General features: G+C 71.1%; 15 protein-coding genes. 8 read left to right on the top strand and 7 right to left on the bottom strand.

The features are described from left to right. Positions 1-444: 444 nt before the first annotated feature. The 4 genes from FHU30_RS05200 (at position 445) to fabF (ending at position 4,261) form a co-directional block, all read left to right on the top strand. Positions 445-1,362 carry an ACP S-malonyltransferase gene (locus tag FHU30_RS05200; RefSeq protein WP_253872209.1) on the top strand — a complete coding sequence of 306 codons (918 nt, stop codon included), beginning with the start codon at positions 445-447 and terminating at the stop codon, positions 1,360-1,362. Continuing rightward, positions 1,359-2,330 (top strand): beta-ketoacyl-ACP synthase III, encoded by a 972-nt coding sequence (locus tag FHU30_RS05195; protein ID WP_253872207.1) that lies wholly within the window; start codon positions 1,359-1,361, stop codon positions 2,328-2,330. Before FHU30_RS05200 ends, FHU30_RS05195 begins: the two co-directional genes overlap by 4 nt. A gap of 40 nt (positions 2,331-2,370) precedes the next feature. Beyond that, positions 2,371-2,622: an acyl carrier protein gene (locus tag FHU30_RS05190; protein ID WP_253872206.1), complete on the top strand. Its 252-nt coding sequence runs from the start codon at positions 2,371-2,373 to the stop codon at positions 2,620-2,622. Between the two features lie 355 nt (positions 2,623-2,977). Beyond that, positions 2,978-4,261, top strand: a complete 1,284-nt coding sequence (fabF, locus tag FHU30_RS05185; protein WP_253872204.1) for a beta-ketoacyl-ACP synthase II — start codon at positions 2,978-2,980, stop codon at positions 4,259-4,261. Between the two features lie 60 nt (positions 4,262-4,321). Here the strand turns inward: fabF and FHU30_RS05180 are convergent, their stop codons facing one another. From FHU30_RS05180 to lnt, 4 genes are all read right to left on the bottom strand, one after another. Further along, the gene (locus tag FHU30_RS05180; RefSeq protein ID WP_372503845.1) at positions 4,322-4,861 is read right to left on the bottom strand and encodes a DUF6939 family protein; all 540 of its coding nucleotides are present in this window, start codon (positions 4,859-4,861) and stop codon (positions 4,322-4,324) included. A gap of 56 nt (positions 4,862-4,917) precedes the next feature. Then, positions 4,918-5,268 carry a VOC family protein gene (locus FHU30_RS05175; RefSeq protein ID WP_253872200.1) on the bottom strand — a complete coding sequence of 117 codons (351 nt, stop codon included), beginning with the start codon at positions 5,266-5,268 and terminating at the stop codon, positions 4,918-4,920. A 670-nt stretch (positions 5,269-5,938) separates the two neighbouring features. After that, entirely contained in the window at positions 5,939-6,433 is a 495-nt protein-coding gene (locus tag FHU30_RS05170) for a DUF3145 domain-containing protein (RefSeq protein WP_253872198.1), read from the bottom strand. Between the two features lie 282 nt (positions 6,434-6,715). Continuing rightward, entirely contained in the window at positions 6,716-8,302 is a 1,587-nt protein-coding gene (gene lnt, locus FHU30_RS05165) for an apolipoprotein N-acyltransferase (protein ID WP_253872196.1), read from the bottom strand. Between the two features lie 565 nt (positions 8,303-8,867). On the opposite strand from lnt, the gene FHU30_RS05160 reads away from it, so the two are divergent. After that, positions 8,868-10,037, top strand: a complete 1,170-nt coding sequence (locus tag FHU30_RS05160; protein WP_253872194.1) for a S8 family peptidase — start codon at positions 8,868-8,870, stop codon at positions 10,035-10,037. Positions 10,038-10,232: 195 nt separating this feature from the next. Here FHU30_RS05160 and FHU30_RS05155 read toward each other — a convergent pair whose 3' ends face one another. Continuing rightward, a complete protein-coding gene (locus tag FHU30_RS05155) occupies positions 10,233-10,382 on the bottom strand; it encodes a hypothetical protein (RefSeq protein ID WP_253873917.1) in 150 nt (49 codons plus the stop codon). Here FHU30_RS05155 and FHU30_RS05150 point away from each other — a divergent pair. The 3 genes from FHU30_RS05150 (at position 10,326) to FHU30_RS05140 (ending at position 13,907) form a co-directional block, all read left to right on the top strand. Next, on the top strand, positions 10,326-10,853 hold the full coding sequence (locus tag FHU30_RS05150; RefSeq protein ID WP_253873843.1) for an RNA polymerase sigma factor: 528 nt from the start codon (positions 10,326-10,328) through the stop codon (positions 10,851-10,853). The two genes, FHU30_RS05155 and FHU30_RS05150, sit on opposite strands and share 57 nt — an antisense overlap. After that, entirely contained in the window at positions 10,850-11,293 is a 444-nt protein-coding gene (locus FHU30_RS05145) for a hypothetical protein (RefSeq protein WP_253872192.1), read from the top strand. The genes FHU30_RS05150 and FHU30_RS05145 overlap by 4 nt, the downstream gene beginning before the upstream one ends. A 148-nt stretch (positions 11,294-11,441) precedes the next feature. Beyond that, positions 11,442-13,907: a CHAT domain-containing protein gene (locus FHU30_RS05140; RefSeq protein WP_253872190.1), complete on the top strand. Its 2,466-nt coding sequence runs from the start codon at positions 11,442-11,444 to the stop codon at positions 13,905-13,907. 49 nt (positions 13,908-13,956) lie between these two features. Here the strand turns inward: FHU30_RS05140 and FHU30_RS05135 are convergent, their stop codons facing one another. Together FHU30_RS05135 and FHU30_RS05130 are read right to left on the bottom strand one after the other, a co-directional pair. Continuing rightward, a complete protein-coding gene (locus FHU30_RS05135; protein ID WP_372503854.1) occupies positions 13,957-14,874 on the bottom strand; it encodes a sulfurtransferase in 918 nt (305 codons plus the stop codon). Positions 14,875-14,986: 112 nt separating this feature from the next. Then, positions 14,987-15,979, bottom strand: coding sequence for an alkaline phosphatase family protein (locus FHU30_RS05130; RefSeq protein WP_253872186.1), 993 nt, complete (start codon positions 15,977-15,979; stop codon positions 14,987-14,989). Positions 15,980-16,224 lie beyond the last annotated feature (245 nt).

The raw sequence follows: 16,224 nt of genomic DNA, 5'->3' as shown, positions 1-16,224 counted from the left end.
CTGGACGGCGATGTGCGCGGATCTGGGCGTGGGTCGGGCCGGCGTGCGGCGCGGCGGAGGTAAAAGTCCTGGGGACGGGGTCGGGCATCGGGGACGGGGTCAGGCATCGGGGACGGGTCGGGCATCGGGGACGGGGTCAGGCGTCGCGGTTGGGGGCTTTTGCGGTCTCTGCCGCAGGGTTTGGGGCTGAGGGGAGCGAGGCGTGCGGGGTCGAGGGGAGTGTGGGATGGGGCTGGGAGTGTGGGAGGGGCTTTGGGGGTGGGGGTTTGGGGCTTGTTTGGGGGGTTTCGGGGGGCTGGGGGTGTGAGGGCGGAGGGGTGGGAGTGGGGGTAAGGGGGTGGGGTGTCCGGTATGGGGGTTGTAGGGGTCGTACAAAGCGTCCGGACCAAAGTTCGTGTGCTTCCGCATCGGCAGGGGGGTGGCGCACCCGGCACGCTGGATCGCGTGATTCTCCTCGCATCGCCCGGGCAGGGCGCCCAGACCCCCGGTTTCCTTGAGCCGTGGCTGGAGGTGCCCGGCGTCGCGGACCGGCTCGCCTGGTGGTCCGCGGTGACGGGACTGGACCTGGTGCGCTTCGGGACGACCGCGGACGCCGAGGAGATCCGCGACACCGCCGTGGCGCAGCCGCTGCTGGTCGCCGCGGCGCTGGCCGCCTACGAGCAGCTGTACCCCGAGGGCGGACGGCCCGACGCCGTCGCCGGGCACAGCGTGGGCGAGCTGGCCGCCGCCGCGATCTCGGGCGTGCTGAGCCCGGAGACCGCGCTGGTCCTCGTGCGGGAGCGCGGCCGGGCCATGGCCGAGGCCGCCGCCGTCACCGAGACGGGGATGACCGCGCTGCTCGGCGGCGAGCCCGACGAGGTGCTCGCCATGCTGGAGAAGCACGGGCTGACCCCCGCGAACGTCAACGGCGCGGGGCAGGTCGTGGCCGCCGGGACGACCGCGCAGCTCCAGGCGCTCGCGGACGAGCCGCCGGCCAAGGCGCGCCTGCGTCCGCTCGCGGTCGCCGGGGCGTTCCACACCGACCACATGGCGCCGGCCGTCGCGACCCTCGCGAAGCTCGCGCCGGGCGCGGACGTCCACGACCCGCAGAGCACGCTGCTGTCCAACCGGGACGGCGCGGTCGTGACGTCCGGTCGCGACTACCTCGACCGGCTGGTCGCGCAGGTCAGCGCGCCCGTCCGGTGGGACGAGTGCATGGCGACCATGCGCGAGCTGGGCGTCACCGCGATCATCGAGCTGCCGCCCGCAGGCACCCTCACCGGCCTGGCCCGCCGCGAGCTCAAGGGCATCGAGCTGCTCGCCCTGAAGACCCCGGACGACCTGGGCAAGGCCCGCGAGCTGATCAAGGCGCACACCTCATGACGGGTGTCACGCTGCGTGCCGAGCCGGTCCGCCCGGGTGCCCGGGTGCTCGGGTTCGGCGGCCACCAGCCGGCGAAGGTCGTCACCAACCACGACTTCGCCGCCGTCATGGACACCAGCGACGAGTGGATCCGGTCCCGCGTCGGCATCGTCGAGCGCCGCCTCGCCGGGCCGGACGAGACGATCACGGACCTGGCCGTCCAGGCGGGCGGGAAGGCCCTCGCCGCGAGCGGTCTCGCACCGTCCGACGTCGACCTGGTGATCGTGGCGACCTGCTCGGCCGAGACGCCGATGCCGAGCCACGCGCCGGCCGTCGCGCACCGCCTCGGCATCGAGGCGCCGGGCGCGTACGACCTGAACTCGGCGTGCTCCGGATTCTGCTACGCGCTCGCCGCCGCGGACGCCGCCGTCCGCACCGGGTCGGCCCGGAACGTGCTGGTCGTCGGGGCCGAGAAGATGTCGCAGTGGATCGACCAGACCGACCGGTCGACCGCGATCATCTTCGCGGACGGCGCGGGCGCCGCCGTCGTCGGACCGTCCGAAACCCCCGGTATCGGCCCGGTCGTCTGGGGCAGCGACGGCAGCGCCCCGGAGCGGATCGCCATCGCCGACCGGACCTCCTTCATCCGGCAGGACGGGCAGGCCGTGTTCCGCTGGGCGACGACCGCGATCGCGCCGGTCGCCCTCGCGGCGGTCGAGCGGGCCGGGCTCGTCCCGGACGATCTGGCCACGATCGTCCCGCACCAGGCCAACCTGCGCATCATCGACGCCATCGCGCGCCGCATCAAGGCGACCAACGCGGTGGTGGCCGACGACATCACCCGGTCCGGCAATACTTCGGGGGCCTCGATCCCGCTGGCCCTCGCGCACATGATCGAACGCGGCGACGTGCCGTCCGGCGCCCCGGCCCTGCTGGTCGGGTTCGGCGCGGGACTGTCCTACGCTGCCCAAGTCATCCAGATCCCGTAGCCACGCGTTCTGGACAACCCACAAAGGAGACACCGACACCATGGCAGACGCCACCGAGCAGGAGATCCTGGACGGCCTCGCCGAGATCATCGACGAGATCGTGGGGATCGACAAGTCCGAGGTCACCCCGGAGAAGAACTTCATCGACGACCTCGACATCGACTCCCTGTCGATGGTAGAGATCGCGGTGGCCGCCCAGGACAAGTTCGGCGTCGAGATCCCCGACGACGAGCTGCGCAACCTGAAGACCGTGCAGGATGTCATCAATTTCGTCCAGAAGCTAAAGGTCTGAAAGTTCCGCGGGGAGACCAGCCGTCTCACTATGAGGAGACCAGCCGTCTCGCCGCGGGGCGACAGGTCCGTCCGCGGGGCGACAGTTCGTCCGCAGGACGACGGGTTCGTCCGCAGGGCGGTTCGTCCGCCGGGCGACCGTCTCGTTCGCGGGCGATCCGTCCCGGTCGCGGGATGACAGGCTCGGCCCCGTCCGCGGGCCGGACCGGTCGCCTCGCGGGCGGGACGATCCGTCGTCTCCGTGATGACGGGCAGCCATCGCCGCACGGCCGCGGCGCGCCGCCACCCCGGACGGACCGCGAGGTCCCGCCGGCGCGCCGTCGCCACCCCCCAGTAACGCAAGGAGCACTCACACCATGAGCAACAAGACGACCGTCGTCGTGACCGGCCTCGGTGCCACGACCCCGCTCGGCGGCGACGTGCCGTCGACGTGGTCCGCGCTGCTCGCCGGTCGGTCCGGGGTGCGGAAGCTCGACTGGGAGGGCGTCGAGGAGCTGCCCGTGCGGTTCGCCGCGCAGCTCGCCGTCGATCCGTCCGAGGTCCTGCCGAAGCAGACGCTGCGACGACTCGACCGCTGCCAGGCCATCGCGCTGATCGCGGCGCGGGAGGCCTGGTTGCACGCGGGGCTGAAGTCCCGCACCAAGAAGGGCTACGAGGCGGACGCCGAGGGCTTCGAGATGGACGGCGAGCGCCTGGGCGTCGTCGTCTCGACCGGCATCGGCGGCCTGCACACCGCGCTAGGCAGCTACGACGTGTTCAAGGAGAAGGGCTGGCAGCGCGTGTCGCCCTTCACCGTCCCGATGCTGATGCCGAACGGCGCGTCCGGGCACGTCGGCATCGAGTACGGCGCGACCGCGGGCTCGCACTCGCTGGTCAGCGCCTGCGCCTCGTCCGCCGAGGCGGTCGGGTACGCGATCGACATGATCCGGACGGGCCGCGCCGACATGGTGATCTGCGGCGGCACCGAGGCGTGCATCCACCCGCTGCAGATGGCCTCGTTCGGCGTGATGCGGGCGATGTCCACCCGCAACGACGAGCCCGAGCGCGCGTCGCGCCCGTATGACAAGAACCGCGACGGCTTCGTCCTGGGCGAGGGCGCCGCGGTGATGATCCTGGAGTCGGAGGAGCACGCCCGCAAGCGCGGCGCGACGATCCACGCGATCGCGGCCGGCTGCGGATACTCCGGCGACGCCTACGACATCGTCCTGCCGGACCCGAGCGGCGCCGGCCAGGCCAAGGCCATGCGCCGCGCGCTCGCCAACGCCGACCTGAAGCCCGAGGACATCGTGCACGTCAACGCGCACGCCACGTCCACGCCTTCGGGGGACGTCGCGGAGCTGAACTCGATCAAGGCGGCGCTCGGCGACGCGGCCAAGAACATCACCGTCACCGGCACCAAGTCGATGACCGGCCACATGCTCGGCGGCGCGGGCGCGCTGGAGTCGGTGATCACCGTCCTGACCCTGCGCGAGGGCATCATCCCGCCCACCGCCAACCTCGAGGACATCGACGACGAGGTCGACCTCGACATCGTCCACGGCGAGCCGCGCAAGCTCGCGGACGGCCCGGCCGCGGCCCTCAACAACTCCTTCGGTTTCGGCGGCCACAACGTCTCGGTCGCCTTCAAGCGCGCTCTCTGAGCCGGAAACCACCTCAAGACGCCCGTCCCGGTCATCCACACCGGGACGGGCGTCCTGCTGTCAGCGGCGGCGTTGGCCGTGGTCAACGTGGTGGGCGACGAGCGCGGCATGCGAAAGCGGCGACGATAGGTCTGCGACGTCCCCGTTCGTGGTGTAGTCGAGCAGGACGACCTCCCGCCGCGAACCGAGCTCCCGAAGCTCTTCGACGACCTCGGCCGCCCGGTTCTCCAGCATCCACCGATACGTGGGCAGGTAGATCTCCCGCCGGGCCTCCTCGTAGCCGAGCAGGCGTCCGGCGACGCGATGCCCCAGCGGCGGCCCCAGCCGTCGGACGGTCCGCTTGATGCCCTTCATCGCCGCGATGTCCAGCTTGCCGAAATCCTCGGCCTCAGTGGCGAACACCTTCAGCGCCTGCCAGACGCCCTCGACGGACTGCGAGGTCCGCTCCGGATGCCCCGGCACCGGAATCCCGCCATGCGGAAAGAACGGGCTGAGACGGACCCACGGCTCCTCACCCCGCGACGTGACATCCAAGACCACCGCATCGGGATGGTCCCTCCGGACGGTGGTGCGCCGGCGACTCGCGACGTGAACGGCCATGAGGACAGCGTGCCGCCGCCCTCCGACAGTTCACCCCGCCCCGAGAACGCCCCCGGTCAGCGATGGCCCAGCACGTTGACGACCCGCCCGTCCGGATCACGGACGAAGAACCGCCGCACGCCCCACTCCTCGTCCTGCAGCGGGTGGACGATCTCCATCCCGGCCTCCAGCATCGCCGCATACGCCGCGTCCACGTCGTCCACCTCGACGCTCATGTCAGGCGAGACCGGCCCGGTCCTGTCGTCCTCCGCATAGAAGCTGACCTGCGCCGTGGGAACCTCCGGCGAGGCCACGGTCATGATCCACCCATGGTTCATGACCTCCTCGAACCCCAGCCGCCCGTAGAACTCCCGACTGGCCCCCACATCCCGAACCCGAACATTAGGCACAACCCGCCGAACCCCCACCAGACCTCCCAACCTCACCACCAACACCACCCCCCAACCTACAAACCACCCCACCCCCACTCCCCGCACCGGCCCCAGAGCACCAGACACCCAGCGCCACGCGGTTGAGAGCGGCGCCAGGCGGTTGGGAACGGCGCCACGCGATGGAGAGCGGCGCGACGCGCTCGAGAGCGGTGCCGCGCGCTCGAGAGCGGTGCCGCGCGGTCGAGAGCGGTGCCGCGCGGTCGAGAGCGGTGCGCGGTCGGCAACGGCACCGCGCGGTCGAGAGCGGCGCGGCCGGTCGAGAGCGGTGCGGCCGACCGGAACGGCGCCGCGCGGTTGGGAGCGATGCCGCGCGGATGGGAGCGGCGCCGCGCGGATGGGAGCGATGCCGCGCGGATGGGAGCGGCGCCGCGCGGTTGGGAGCAGCGCGGGCGGGAGCAGCGCGGGCGGGAGCAGCGCGGGCGGTAAAGAGCGGTGCGGGGCGGTCGGGGACGGCGCGGGGCGGTCGAGAGCGGCGCCGCGCGGGCGGGAGAGGTGCGGGCGGGCGGGAATGGCGCCGCGCGGATGGGAGCGGTGCGGGCGGTTGGGAGGGGTGGGGAGCGTGGGGGTGGGGAGCGAGCGGGTTTGGGCGTGTTGGGGTTGGGCGCGGCGGCTGGGCGGGGGCCGGGCGCGCGGGTGGTGGGTGGGGTCAGACGGCGGCGTGCAGCCAGCGGACGGGGGCGCCGTCGCCGGCCCGGCGGAAGGGCTCCAGTTCGTTGTCCCAGGGGGTGCCCAGGAGGCGGTCGAGTTCGTGTTCGAGGGTGGTCTTGCCGACGGCGGCGTTGGCCATGACCGCGCGGAGGCGGTCTTCGGGGACCATGATGTCGCCGTTCGCCCCGATGACGCCCGTGAAGACGCCGAGGGACGGGGTGAAGCTGTAGCGCACGCCGTCGCAGCCCGGGGTGGAGTCCTCGGTGACTTCGAAGCGCAGCAGCTTCCAACTCCGCAGGGCGGAGGTGATCCCCGCCGCGGTTCCGGGCCTGCCCTCCCAATGGAGTTCGGCGCGGAGCGTGCCCGGCGCGGCGGGCTGGTCGGCCCACTCGAGTGAAACGGGCACGCCGACAACACCTGCGGCGGCCCACTCGATGTGCGGGCTCAGCGCAGGTGGCGCGGAGTGGACGTAGAAGACGCCACGTGCGGTCACCGGACCTCCTGGATCTGTACCGAGGCTCGTCTTCCCCTACGGCCTCGTACGCTCCCGAGACGGATTCCGCGTCCCTCATTCTGCATCATGGACACCCGACGCACCACCACGCGACCATTGTTTGTCTGTCACTTGACCATCAGCGGTCGCGTCACTTTCGTGCGGCTCGCAGCTTCCCAACGCCTCTCCCGTCCTGCACCGTCGTCGCCGTCCGCGGTGGCGACCGCTCCGGTCCACCCAACCTCACCCGCCGGTCCTATCCGGTGCGGATGACGATTTGCGTCACTGTTGATTCATCACTCCTGACCCTCGCGCCCGGGTGCGGCGCTTCCACACCGCGCCCATGATCCCCATTGAGGTGGCGATCAGACATCCGAGCGGGATGACGTCGCCCACACGGTCGTACGGTGTCCGCGTCGTCGTCGGCGGGACGGGCAGGGTGACCGTCACCGTGCCCCGGCGGTCGGTGTCGAACCATGCGAGGCGGCGTCCGCGCGGATCGTAGGCGGCTGACACTCCGGTCAGCGCCGCCTGGACCACCGGACGTCCCGTCTCCGCCGCCCGGACGGCGCCGAGCGACGCGTGCTGGGGTGGCGCCCAGCTGTTCTGGAAGCTGGACGTCGCCGACTGGTAGACGATCAGTCCCGCGCCGCGCTCGACGAGGGCGCGCCCCAGGTCGGGGAACGCCGACTCGAAGCAGATGAGCGGGCCGAAGGTCGTGCCGTCGGCCTTCATCACGGTGGGGCCGGTGCCGGGGACGCGGTTCTGTCCGGCGGCCTTGCTGATCCCGCTGAGCCAGCCGAACGCGCGCCGGAACGGGATGTACTCGCCGAAAGGCACAAGCCGCGTCTTGGTGTACCGGGCTTGGACGCCTTGCGTGCCCACGAGGACGGCCGACTTCGTGATGCGGCCGCGTGCGTCGGCCGCGTCCACGTTGACCAGGAGCGGTCCGCGCGTCGCCGCCAGTTCGCGGAAGCGGGCGACGAGCGCCGGGTCGCGGTCCAGGTCCACCCCGACGCTGCTCTCCCCCCACACTGTGAGGTCGGCGGGCGCGGCATCCGCGGTCAGCCTGAACTCGTCCGCGAGCCGCGTCCCGGCGTCGTTCACCATGCCGGGCTGGACGAGGGTGATCCGCATCGTCCGGGCGGTCGGCGGTCCCGCACGCGCCGCGAAGGTCAGCGGCCCGAGAGATACGAGGGTCGCGAAGAGGATGACCATCCCGGCGCGGAACATTCGTTTGCTCTTGGCTGAGCTGCCTCCCGAGAACGGTCCGGTAACCGGTTGGTTGGGGGGCGGCGGGCTTGCGGAGGCGGCTTCCGGGGTTGCTGGCTCGGGGGCAGGAGTGGGAGCAGTCGGCTCGGATTGGGGCGAGCTGCGCGGGTGGAGGGTCGCTAGGGCGAGGGTCAGGGCGGTGTTGGCGGCCACCAGTGCGAACGAGATCAGCCAGATTCCTCCAAGGGCGGCCAGGGAGAGCTCTGTCGGGTGCTGCCATTGGGTTGCGCCATACACGGCCCACGGACCGCCGAGAGCTGGACGGGAGCGGACCAGTTCGATCGTCACCCACGCGCTCGGCAGGATGAGAAGGGCAGAGACCGGACGGCCCGGGATCAGGGCTCGGGCGGCCACTCCCCAGGGAGCCCACAGCGCGCCGAAGACGACGGCGATCAAGGGGAGGCCAGGGCCGATGTAAGGCACCGTCCAGTAGAGAGCGGCCAGCAGGTAGCCCGCGCCGAACGCCCAGCCCCGGGCGGCTGCCTCGCGGCGCGTGCGGGCCCGCACCATCAGCAGCATCCCGGGGACCAGTGCCACCCAGGCCAGCCAGCCGAGGTCGGCTCTCGGGAAGGTCAGGATGGGGACGGCGCCGGCCACAAGAGCGACCGCGCGGCCCAACCATACGGAGCGGCGGCCCATCACGGAGCCTCCGGCGTGCTGAGGGCGCGACGGAACTGACGGGCGTGCAGCGAGACCCCGGCGGACGGGGATCGTCCGCGGCGGACGGGCCGATCGGCTCGGCTGAAGCGGGCCGCCACCGAAGGACGGCGGTGGGGCTCGGCGGTCGTAACGGCCGGAATGTGCTGCCGGTGCGGCAGGTGCGTCTCGTTCATGTCTCCAGTAAGACATCCGGCCGCCTCGCTATGCCAGCCCGGGGCCAACCTGTGGATAACCTGCCGCGGAAACGCTCTGAGCTGCTCAAATGCAACAACGACCCGCGAGTCCGGAGAGATACCGCCCGAGCTCGGGGCAGCGCGGGGCGGACGGGCGGGCCGAGCGACGCCGCCGCAGCACCGCTCGCATGCGCCTCTCAGCCTCATTTTTCAGGGCTCCGTTCAGGAGGGAGCACCTCCTGCGGGTTGCCTGAACTCCCGCTTGCCGGAGCCATCCGTCGGCCACGATGAGCGCGGAGAGTGATCGGGCGGCGGCGGAGGAGTGGCAGATGTTCGATCAGCAGGCGCGCCTGGAGCGGCTGCTCGCGCGGCACCGGGACGCGGTGGTCGTGGAACCGCTCCAAGGGCGTCCGGCGCTGGTGCGCAAGGATCAGGTGCTGGTGGCTGCAGAGGACGCCGCGGCCGCCGAGGATCTGGTGCGGCGCTGGTACGCCTCGCGTCAGGACGGGCATGGTGTCACGCGACTACGGCTGCGCGCGCCCGCGCGGGTGGACGTGTGCGAGCTGGCCGCGCAACTCTCCGGCGATGGGCGGCATCGCAAGCTGAGCATCTCCCCTAACCATCTGGTGCACGGACAGCCCTTGTGGTGGAGCGGGCCTGCCGATCTGCCCCGCGCGGCTACGGCGATGCCCATGCCCGAGCCCCGACCGGCTCGGCGCGAGGTAACGGTCGCCGTGCTGGACACCGGACTGGATCCGCATCCCTGGTACGAGGGGACGGAGTGGTTCGCCGCGCAGCGGAGCGAGGTGGCGGAGGTCCTGGACGCCGATCTGGACTTCGAGCTGGACGCGCAGGCCGGGCATGGCACGTTCGTCGCGGGCGTCGTGCTCCGGCACGCCCCGTCCGCGAGAATCCGCGCGCGGCGCGTGATCGGTGGGGACGGCGTAGGGGACGAGCTGGACGTCATCCGCGCGTTGCACTGGCTCGCGGTGTGGGGCGGGGCTGACGTGGTCAACATGTCGCTGGGTTGCTACACCTTCGACGATCGGCCGTCTCCTGTGCTCGCGCGCGCGTTGGCCATGCTGGGCCGCCGGACGGTCGTGGTCGCGTGTGCGGGTAACGGCGCGAGCGATCGTCCGTTCTGGCCCGCCGCACTGAAATCGGTGGTCGGGGTGGCCGCCCTCGACGCGCGCGCGGAGGACCGGGCCTGGTTCTCCAACTACGGATGGTGGGTGGACGCCAGTACGGCGGGTGTCGATGTGGCGAGTTGCTTCGTCCGGTTCGACGGCCCGCGTGGGCGCGTCAACGGGATCGATCCGGACCGGTTCACCGGCTACGCGACGTGGAGCGGGACGTCGTTCGCCGCGCCCGCCATAGCGGGACGCATCGCATCTTTAGCCGCTACCGAGGATCTGCCTGTTGCAGCCGCCGCCGACAAGGTTCTCGATCCGGCGGCCTCCCCTACCCGTCCGGACCTCGGAGTAATCATCAGGTCTTGAACACGGCCCGGCAGCGATGCGGTAACCGTGACGGCGTGCGCACTGTGCGTGTCGGTGGCCGCCTCTAGGGTCGTCCCTCAGCGGGGGCCTCTTGGAGGAGTGCGGGTGGCCCTGAACGATCGTCCTGCTCCGTCCGGTACGGGACGTGTTCTTCCTGGGGTGATGGCAGGCGAGCCTGAGAAAGGGGTGGTGCCGCTACCGCGCGCGGACGAGGCACAGCGTACGAAGCGACGGCATGTACCGCTTCCACCGATCGGTGACGCCGCGCAGGTCGAGTCGGCCGAGCTCGTGGTCCGGGCGAGGCTGGGTGACGGGGCCGCCTGGGGACTCCTGGTGGATCGCCATGCGCCGCTCCTGTGGGCGGTCGCGCGATCGTGCGGCCTGGACGATGCCGACTGCGGCGATGTCGTTCAGACGACCTGGCTGAGGCTGGTCGAACGGATCGATACCGTTCGCGACCCTCAGACCGTTCCGCGCTGGTTGGCGGTCACGGCACGTCGCGAGGCCTTGGCCTTGGCCCGACGGCGGAGCCGTGAGGATTCGGCGGATCCGTGGCGTCTCACAGACGGCGTCCAGGCGAGCGGCGCCGGAAGCGGAGTTTTCGGCCCGGAGGACGCGGCGCTCGTGCGCGAGCAGGTAGGCCGCGTCGGGGACGCGTTGCGGACGCTCCCCCGCCGTTGCCAAGACCTCCTCCGCATGCTCGCACTTGCCCCCAGCTACGCCGAGTTGGCCGCTGCCTTAGACATCCCGATCGGCAGCATCGGATCTGCTCGTGCCCGTTGCCTCGCCCTACTGCGACGGAGGCTCGCCGTATGAACGAGGAGCCCCTCCTGGACGAACTGCGCGCCGCCTTCGACCGGCTCGATCCCGTCCCGGACGACGTGCTCGCCGCCGCACGTTCGGCGCTCGCCTGGCGCGAACCCAGCGCCGACCTCGCGGAACTCTCCGGCGAGCGGGATCGCCAACTGGTCGGGACGCGCAGCGCGAGCGGCATCCGGCTGCTCACCTTCCGAGCCCCCGGTCACACGGTCGAGGTCCAGGTCTCAGGCGCCGGGCAGGATCTCGCGCTGACCGGACGCCTCGCCCCAGCGACCGTCGCGGATGTGCGGCTTCGACATCCGCACGCCGCCGAACGGTCCGCGCGCGCGGACGAGACCGGACGCTTCGCCCTCACAGCCGTCCCGGAAGGCCTGGTCAGCCTCGTCTTCCACCTACCGGACGCCTCGTGCGTGGTCACAAGCTGGATCCGGCTCTGAGCGCGAGCCACACCAACGTCATAGAAAACGTCATGGAAAACGGAGTCGCATGCTTCAGGAGCCGCCGGATGTCGTAGGACGGGAGTTACTCCACCTTGCGACAACGCACCCGGCAACCGCATACCGCAAGGCAGCCGAACGAGTCGCTATGGCCGAAGCCTTGGGAGACACCACCGACCTAGTGGTTGCGCTTCGAGCAGCAGGGTTAGCGGCCAAAGAGCTCGGTTTCCTAGAGGACGGCATAGCGCACCTTGAGCAGGCTCTGTCTCTCGCCGGGCCGTCCGTGTATGCCGTTGCGCAGATCCGCATGAACCTTGTGGGGCTGCTCGCCGCACGTGGTGAAACCAGTCGCGCTCTGGCCGAGGCCCGACGAGCCCAGGGAATCCTGCAAGGCGCCGATGCACACAGGCTCGCGGCCAATACCGTCTGCGCCCTCGCGCGCGCAGGGAGGATTGCCGACGCGGACTCCCTCGCGGCATCCACCCTCCCCCGACTGCGCGTAGGCGATGACCCCGTGGCTCTGGCCGGCATGCTTTCCAACCTCGGTTTGGCCAGAGCGCTGCGCGGCGAGCTGAACGAAGCCGAACGCCTCCTCAATGAGGCGAGGGCGACCAGCGAGAAGCACCGCCTTGGTCTGCAAACGGCGATGGCGCACGCGAACCTCGCGTTCGTGGCGTCCCGGCGTGGGGACATCCCCAAAGCGCTGCGCCTGTACGCGAAGGCCGAACCGGGTCTGAGTGGCGAGAGGGCAGCGCAGTGCCGATTCGACCGCGCGGAGACACTCATCTATGCCGGGCTCCCTAACGAAGCCCGCGAACTCCTGGAAACGGCCGTGAGCGAGGTCGAAGCCAACGGCTACAAGTGCGACCTGGCGGACGGCCTACTCCTCTTGGCGCACGCCCAGCTCGGGGCGGGCGCCCCTGAAGACGCAGTCATCACAGCCGGAACGGCCGCCGACGTCTTCACCCGGCAGGAACGCCTTGGCTGGCTCCCGCTCACTGAGCATCTGCTCCTGCGCGCGCGATGGGAGACGGGTGAACGGTCGGCCGTGCTTCTCGGCACGGCCATGGCCACTTCCGATCGCTTGGCCAATGCCGGATGGGCAGAGGCTTCCGCTGAAGCACGGATCATTGCCGCACGCCTCGCGCTCCATTTGGGACGTCCGGCTGAGCATCTGCTCGCGTCGGTAGCTCGTGCGCGCGCGCATGGCCCGGCGGCACTTCGCGTTGTCGCCTGGCATGCCACAGCGCTGGAGCGGCAGGCGCGAGGCGATCTCAGGGGCGCGCTCGCCGCCGTGTGGTCGGGCCTTTCGGTGCTGGCCGATCATGCCGACGCGTTCGCCGCCCACGACCTGCGCGCCCGAGCGGCTCGGCTCGGCGCGGACCTGAGCTGCCTCGCCTTGCGCCTCTCCCGCTCCGCGCGCGAGCTTCTGCATGCCGACGAACGCCGCCGGGCGCTCGCGCGCCGTCCGGTAGCGATCCGTCCGCCCAAAGATCCCCGCCGGGCGGCCGCTTTGGCCGAACTCCGGTTTCTGAGCAGCGCTCATGCGCTCGCGACGTCTCGGGGTGAGGCGGCCATGGCGTTGACCGAGCGCATGGCGGAGTTGGAGTCCTCCATACGCGCGGGCGCGCACAGCCTTTCGCCTTCCAGTAGCCGCACGGAACCAGACGTCCCACGGCTGTATGAGCTGAGCAAGGCATTGGGAGAGCGCGCGCTTCTCCAGTTCGTCCGTATAGACGACGCTCTCTGGGCGGTGACAATCGCGGACGGCCGGCCACAGCGGCATTGCCTCGGCTCGTACGCGCAGGCAGCCCAGCAAGTCGAACTGATCCATGCGGCACTACGGAACCTCAGCGACGACGAGCAGCACGACGACGCCCTCCATAGCCTCGCCCAGTCGACCTGCCGACTCGATGAGCAGCTCATAGCCCCGCTGGCGATACCGGCGTCCGAGGTAGTGATCGCGCCTACCGGAAGCCTTCATGCGCTTCCCTGGAACGTCCTGCCTTCGCTGTATGGACGTCCCTGCAGTGTCGTACCGTCGGCGACCGCCTGGCTGCGCGCGCATACGATCCCTGAGCAGGCCACGACCTGGCGCGTGCTCCTCGTCGCCGGGCCCGGCCTCGTGCACGCGGAACAGGAGACGCGCGTCCTCCGACGCGTCCATCCGAGTGCGTTTGCACTCGACGGCCCCAGGGCTCGGGTCGAAACCGTACGGCACGCCATGGACGGAGCCACGCTCGTCCACATGGCCACCCACGGTGAGTTCCGAGTCGACAACCCGATGTTCTCGCGACTTCTGCTAGCGGACGGGCCGTTGACGGTGCACGACCTAGAGGAACTGTCCGCGGCGCCAAGAACGGTCGTCCTTTCGGCCTGCGACGTCGGACGAGGTGGCGCAGACGACGCGGTCATAGGCATGGTGGGCGTTCTGCTAGCCCTGGGCACCCGCACGGTTGTGGCGAGCCCCGTGCCGCTTCGCGACGCCGCGTCCCCGCCGTTCATGGCCGATCTTCACGCCCTCCTAGCGGCCGGAACCAGTCCGTCGAGGGCCCTGGCTGCCCTGCCTCGCTCCCCAGGGCTTCTCGGCCTCACCTGCTACGGCGCCGGCTAGGGAGCACGCCCAGGCTTCGCCTGCGCCCGCGGGCACGCACCCTTAAGACTCAGGCCTCCCCTGTGGCGACGGGGTTGGTCGGGTCGGCGACCCAGGCCGACCACGAGCCGACGTAGAGCGCCGCCGGAATCCCCGCGAGGTGCAAGGCCAGGATCTCGTGCGCGGCCGTGACGCCCGATCCGCAGTAGGCGCCCACGTCGACCGCGTCCGTCGCGCCCAGCTCGGCGAACCGGTCGCGCAGCAACTCCGACGGTAGGAACCGGCCGTCCACGCCGACGTTCCCGAGCGTCGGCGCGTTCACGGCACCCGGAATGTGCCCGGCCACAGGGTCGATCGGCTCGACCTCGCCCCGGAACCGCTCGGACGCGCGCGCGTCAAGGAGCACACCCGCCTTCGCCAACGCCTCGGCGCCGGCCGCGTCCAGCACCGGAAGGCAGCCCGGACGCACCCTGAAGTCACCCGGGACGGCCGCAACCGACTCCCTGCCCGGCTCCGCGGACGAGCCCGGCTCCGCATCTGAATCCTGGCCTTTCCCACTGGCTGCGGCCGGGTTTGCCTCTGCGGCCGTTGCCACCGGGTATCCGGCGGTCGTCCAGGCGCGGTAGCCGCCGTCCAGGACACGGACGTTCTCGTGGCCGAAATACCGCAGCGTCCACCAGAGGCGCGCGGCGGCCGTCGAGTCGGCGTCGTCGTAGACGATCACCGGCCGGTCGGCGCTGACCCCGGCCCGCCGCATCGCGGCCTCGAACGCCGCCGCCTCCGGCAGCGGATGGCGGCCGCCGGGTCCGGGCGGTCCTGCGACGTCCCGGTCCAGGTCGACGAAGACCGCGCCGGGCAGATGGCCCTTCCGGTAGGACTCCAGGCCGGGCGGGCCGCCGAGATGCCAGCGCACGTCGAGCAGCACCGGCGCGGGGCCCCCGCGCTTCAACAGGCGTTCCAGCGTGGACACGTCGATGAGAGGGCGCACATCGCCAGTCTGACCGTCGTCGCCCGAATTAGGGAGGGCCGGAGGCAGGTTCGTCACGCCGCCGAGTCTATTGAGCACCACCTCAGCCACACGCGCGCGCACGAGGAGGGGTTCAGTCGCGAACCGCCATCACCAATGGGACGAGCTGTTCGGCCGAAACCAGGGACCCGTGCATACCGACCATGCGTTCCAGCCAGGGTTCGCGGGAGCTGGCCACAATCGCGAGGTCGGTGAACGGAACGGCAACGACATCGCCGATCCGGGGCAGAAGCGCTGGGACGACCGGCCCGAACCAACCCGCCGCCACGGCCTCCTCACGGGACAGGACCCACGCCTGGTCGGCGAGCGTCCCGCGCCAGGCGTCCAGGACGTCGTCCTGAGCGCCGGGCTCGGTGTAGACGTAGCGGCAGCGGGCGTCCCCGCCGAGCATCGCGACTCCGGACGCCAGCTCAGGAACGGTGTCCGCGTCCACCCGAACCGTCGGGTCGGTCATGCCATGGTCACCGGTCACGTAGAGCGCCGCCCCGGACGGCAGGACCGCCGCTATGCGCTCGGCCAGCAAATCCATGAAGCGCAGCTGGTGCCGCCAATGCGGGGAGCCGCAGCCGAACTGGTGACCTGTCGAGTCCAGATCCGCGTGGTAGACGGTCACATACGCACGATCGCCTTGGCGCAGCGCATATTCGGCCTGGGCGACCAGTTGCCCTAGGCCGCTGGCCGGGATGTGCGTCGCGCCACGCGTCGTCGCCCTGCTGAGCCCGGTGTCGCGGTACAGCCCCAGAGCGATGTAGGACGTGGCGACACCGTCCCTAGCAGCACGCTCGTAAACGGTAGGCGCGGGCTGGAATTCAGCGGGTTCGGCTAGCTCGTCCTGCCATCTGAGGCAGTTCAGCAGCCGTCCGGTACCGGGCACGGCGACCTGGACGCCGAGCAAGCCGTGAGCCCCAGGGGGCAGTCCGGTGGAGAGCGATCCCAGGCTGGTGGCCGTGGTCGCGGGCAGTCCGGCTGAGAGAGGGCCTCCGGACAGCGAGTTCAGGAAGGGCGCCTCGTCCGGGTGCGCGCGCAGGAGGTCCCAGCCGAGACCGTCGATGACCAACACGCACACGCGCGGGAGCGGAGCCAGGCCCAGGGGGTTGTCGGCCCTGGGCACCCCCAGCGTCCCTAGGACGGATGTCGTGAGGTCCGACAACGTCCTCGACCCGTATGGCGGGACGGGCGCCGGGGGCGCTTCCGAGCCGTCCAGTGGAAAGGGCGACGTTCCCAAGCCGTCCGCCATGCCGGGGGCCGGAGTCGGCCGGGGAAAGGCGCTCCGCCCCAGGGCAGCGCCCCCACCGCCGTCCGCGCCGGGGA

It is taken from the genome of Actinomadura rupiterrae (genome assembly GCF_024172125.1).
In the GTDB taxonomy this organism is placed as follows: domain Bacteria; phylum Actinomycetota; class Actinomycetes; order Streptosporangiales; family Streptosporangiaceae; genus Spirillospora; species Spirillospora rupiterrae.
This window is presented reverse-complemented; position numbering and strand designations above follow the sequence as displayed.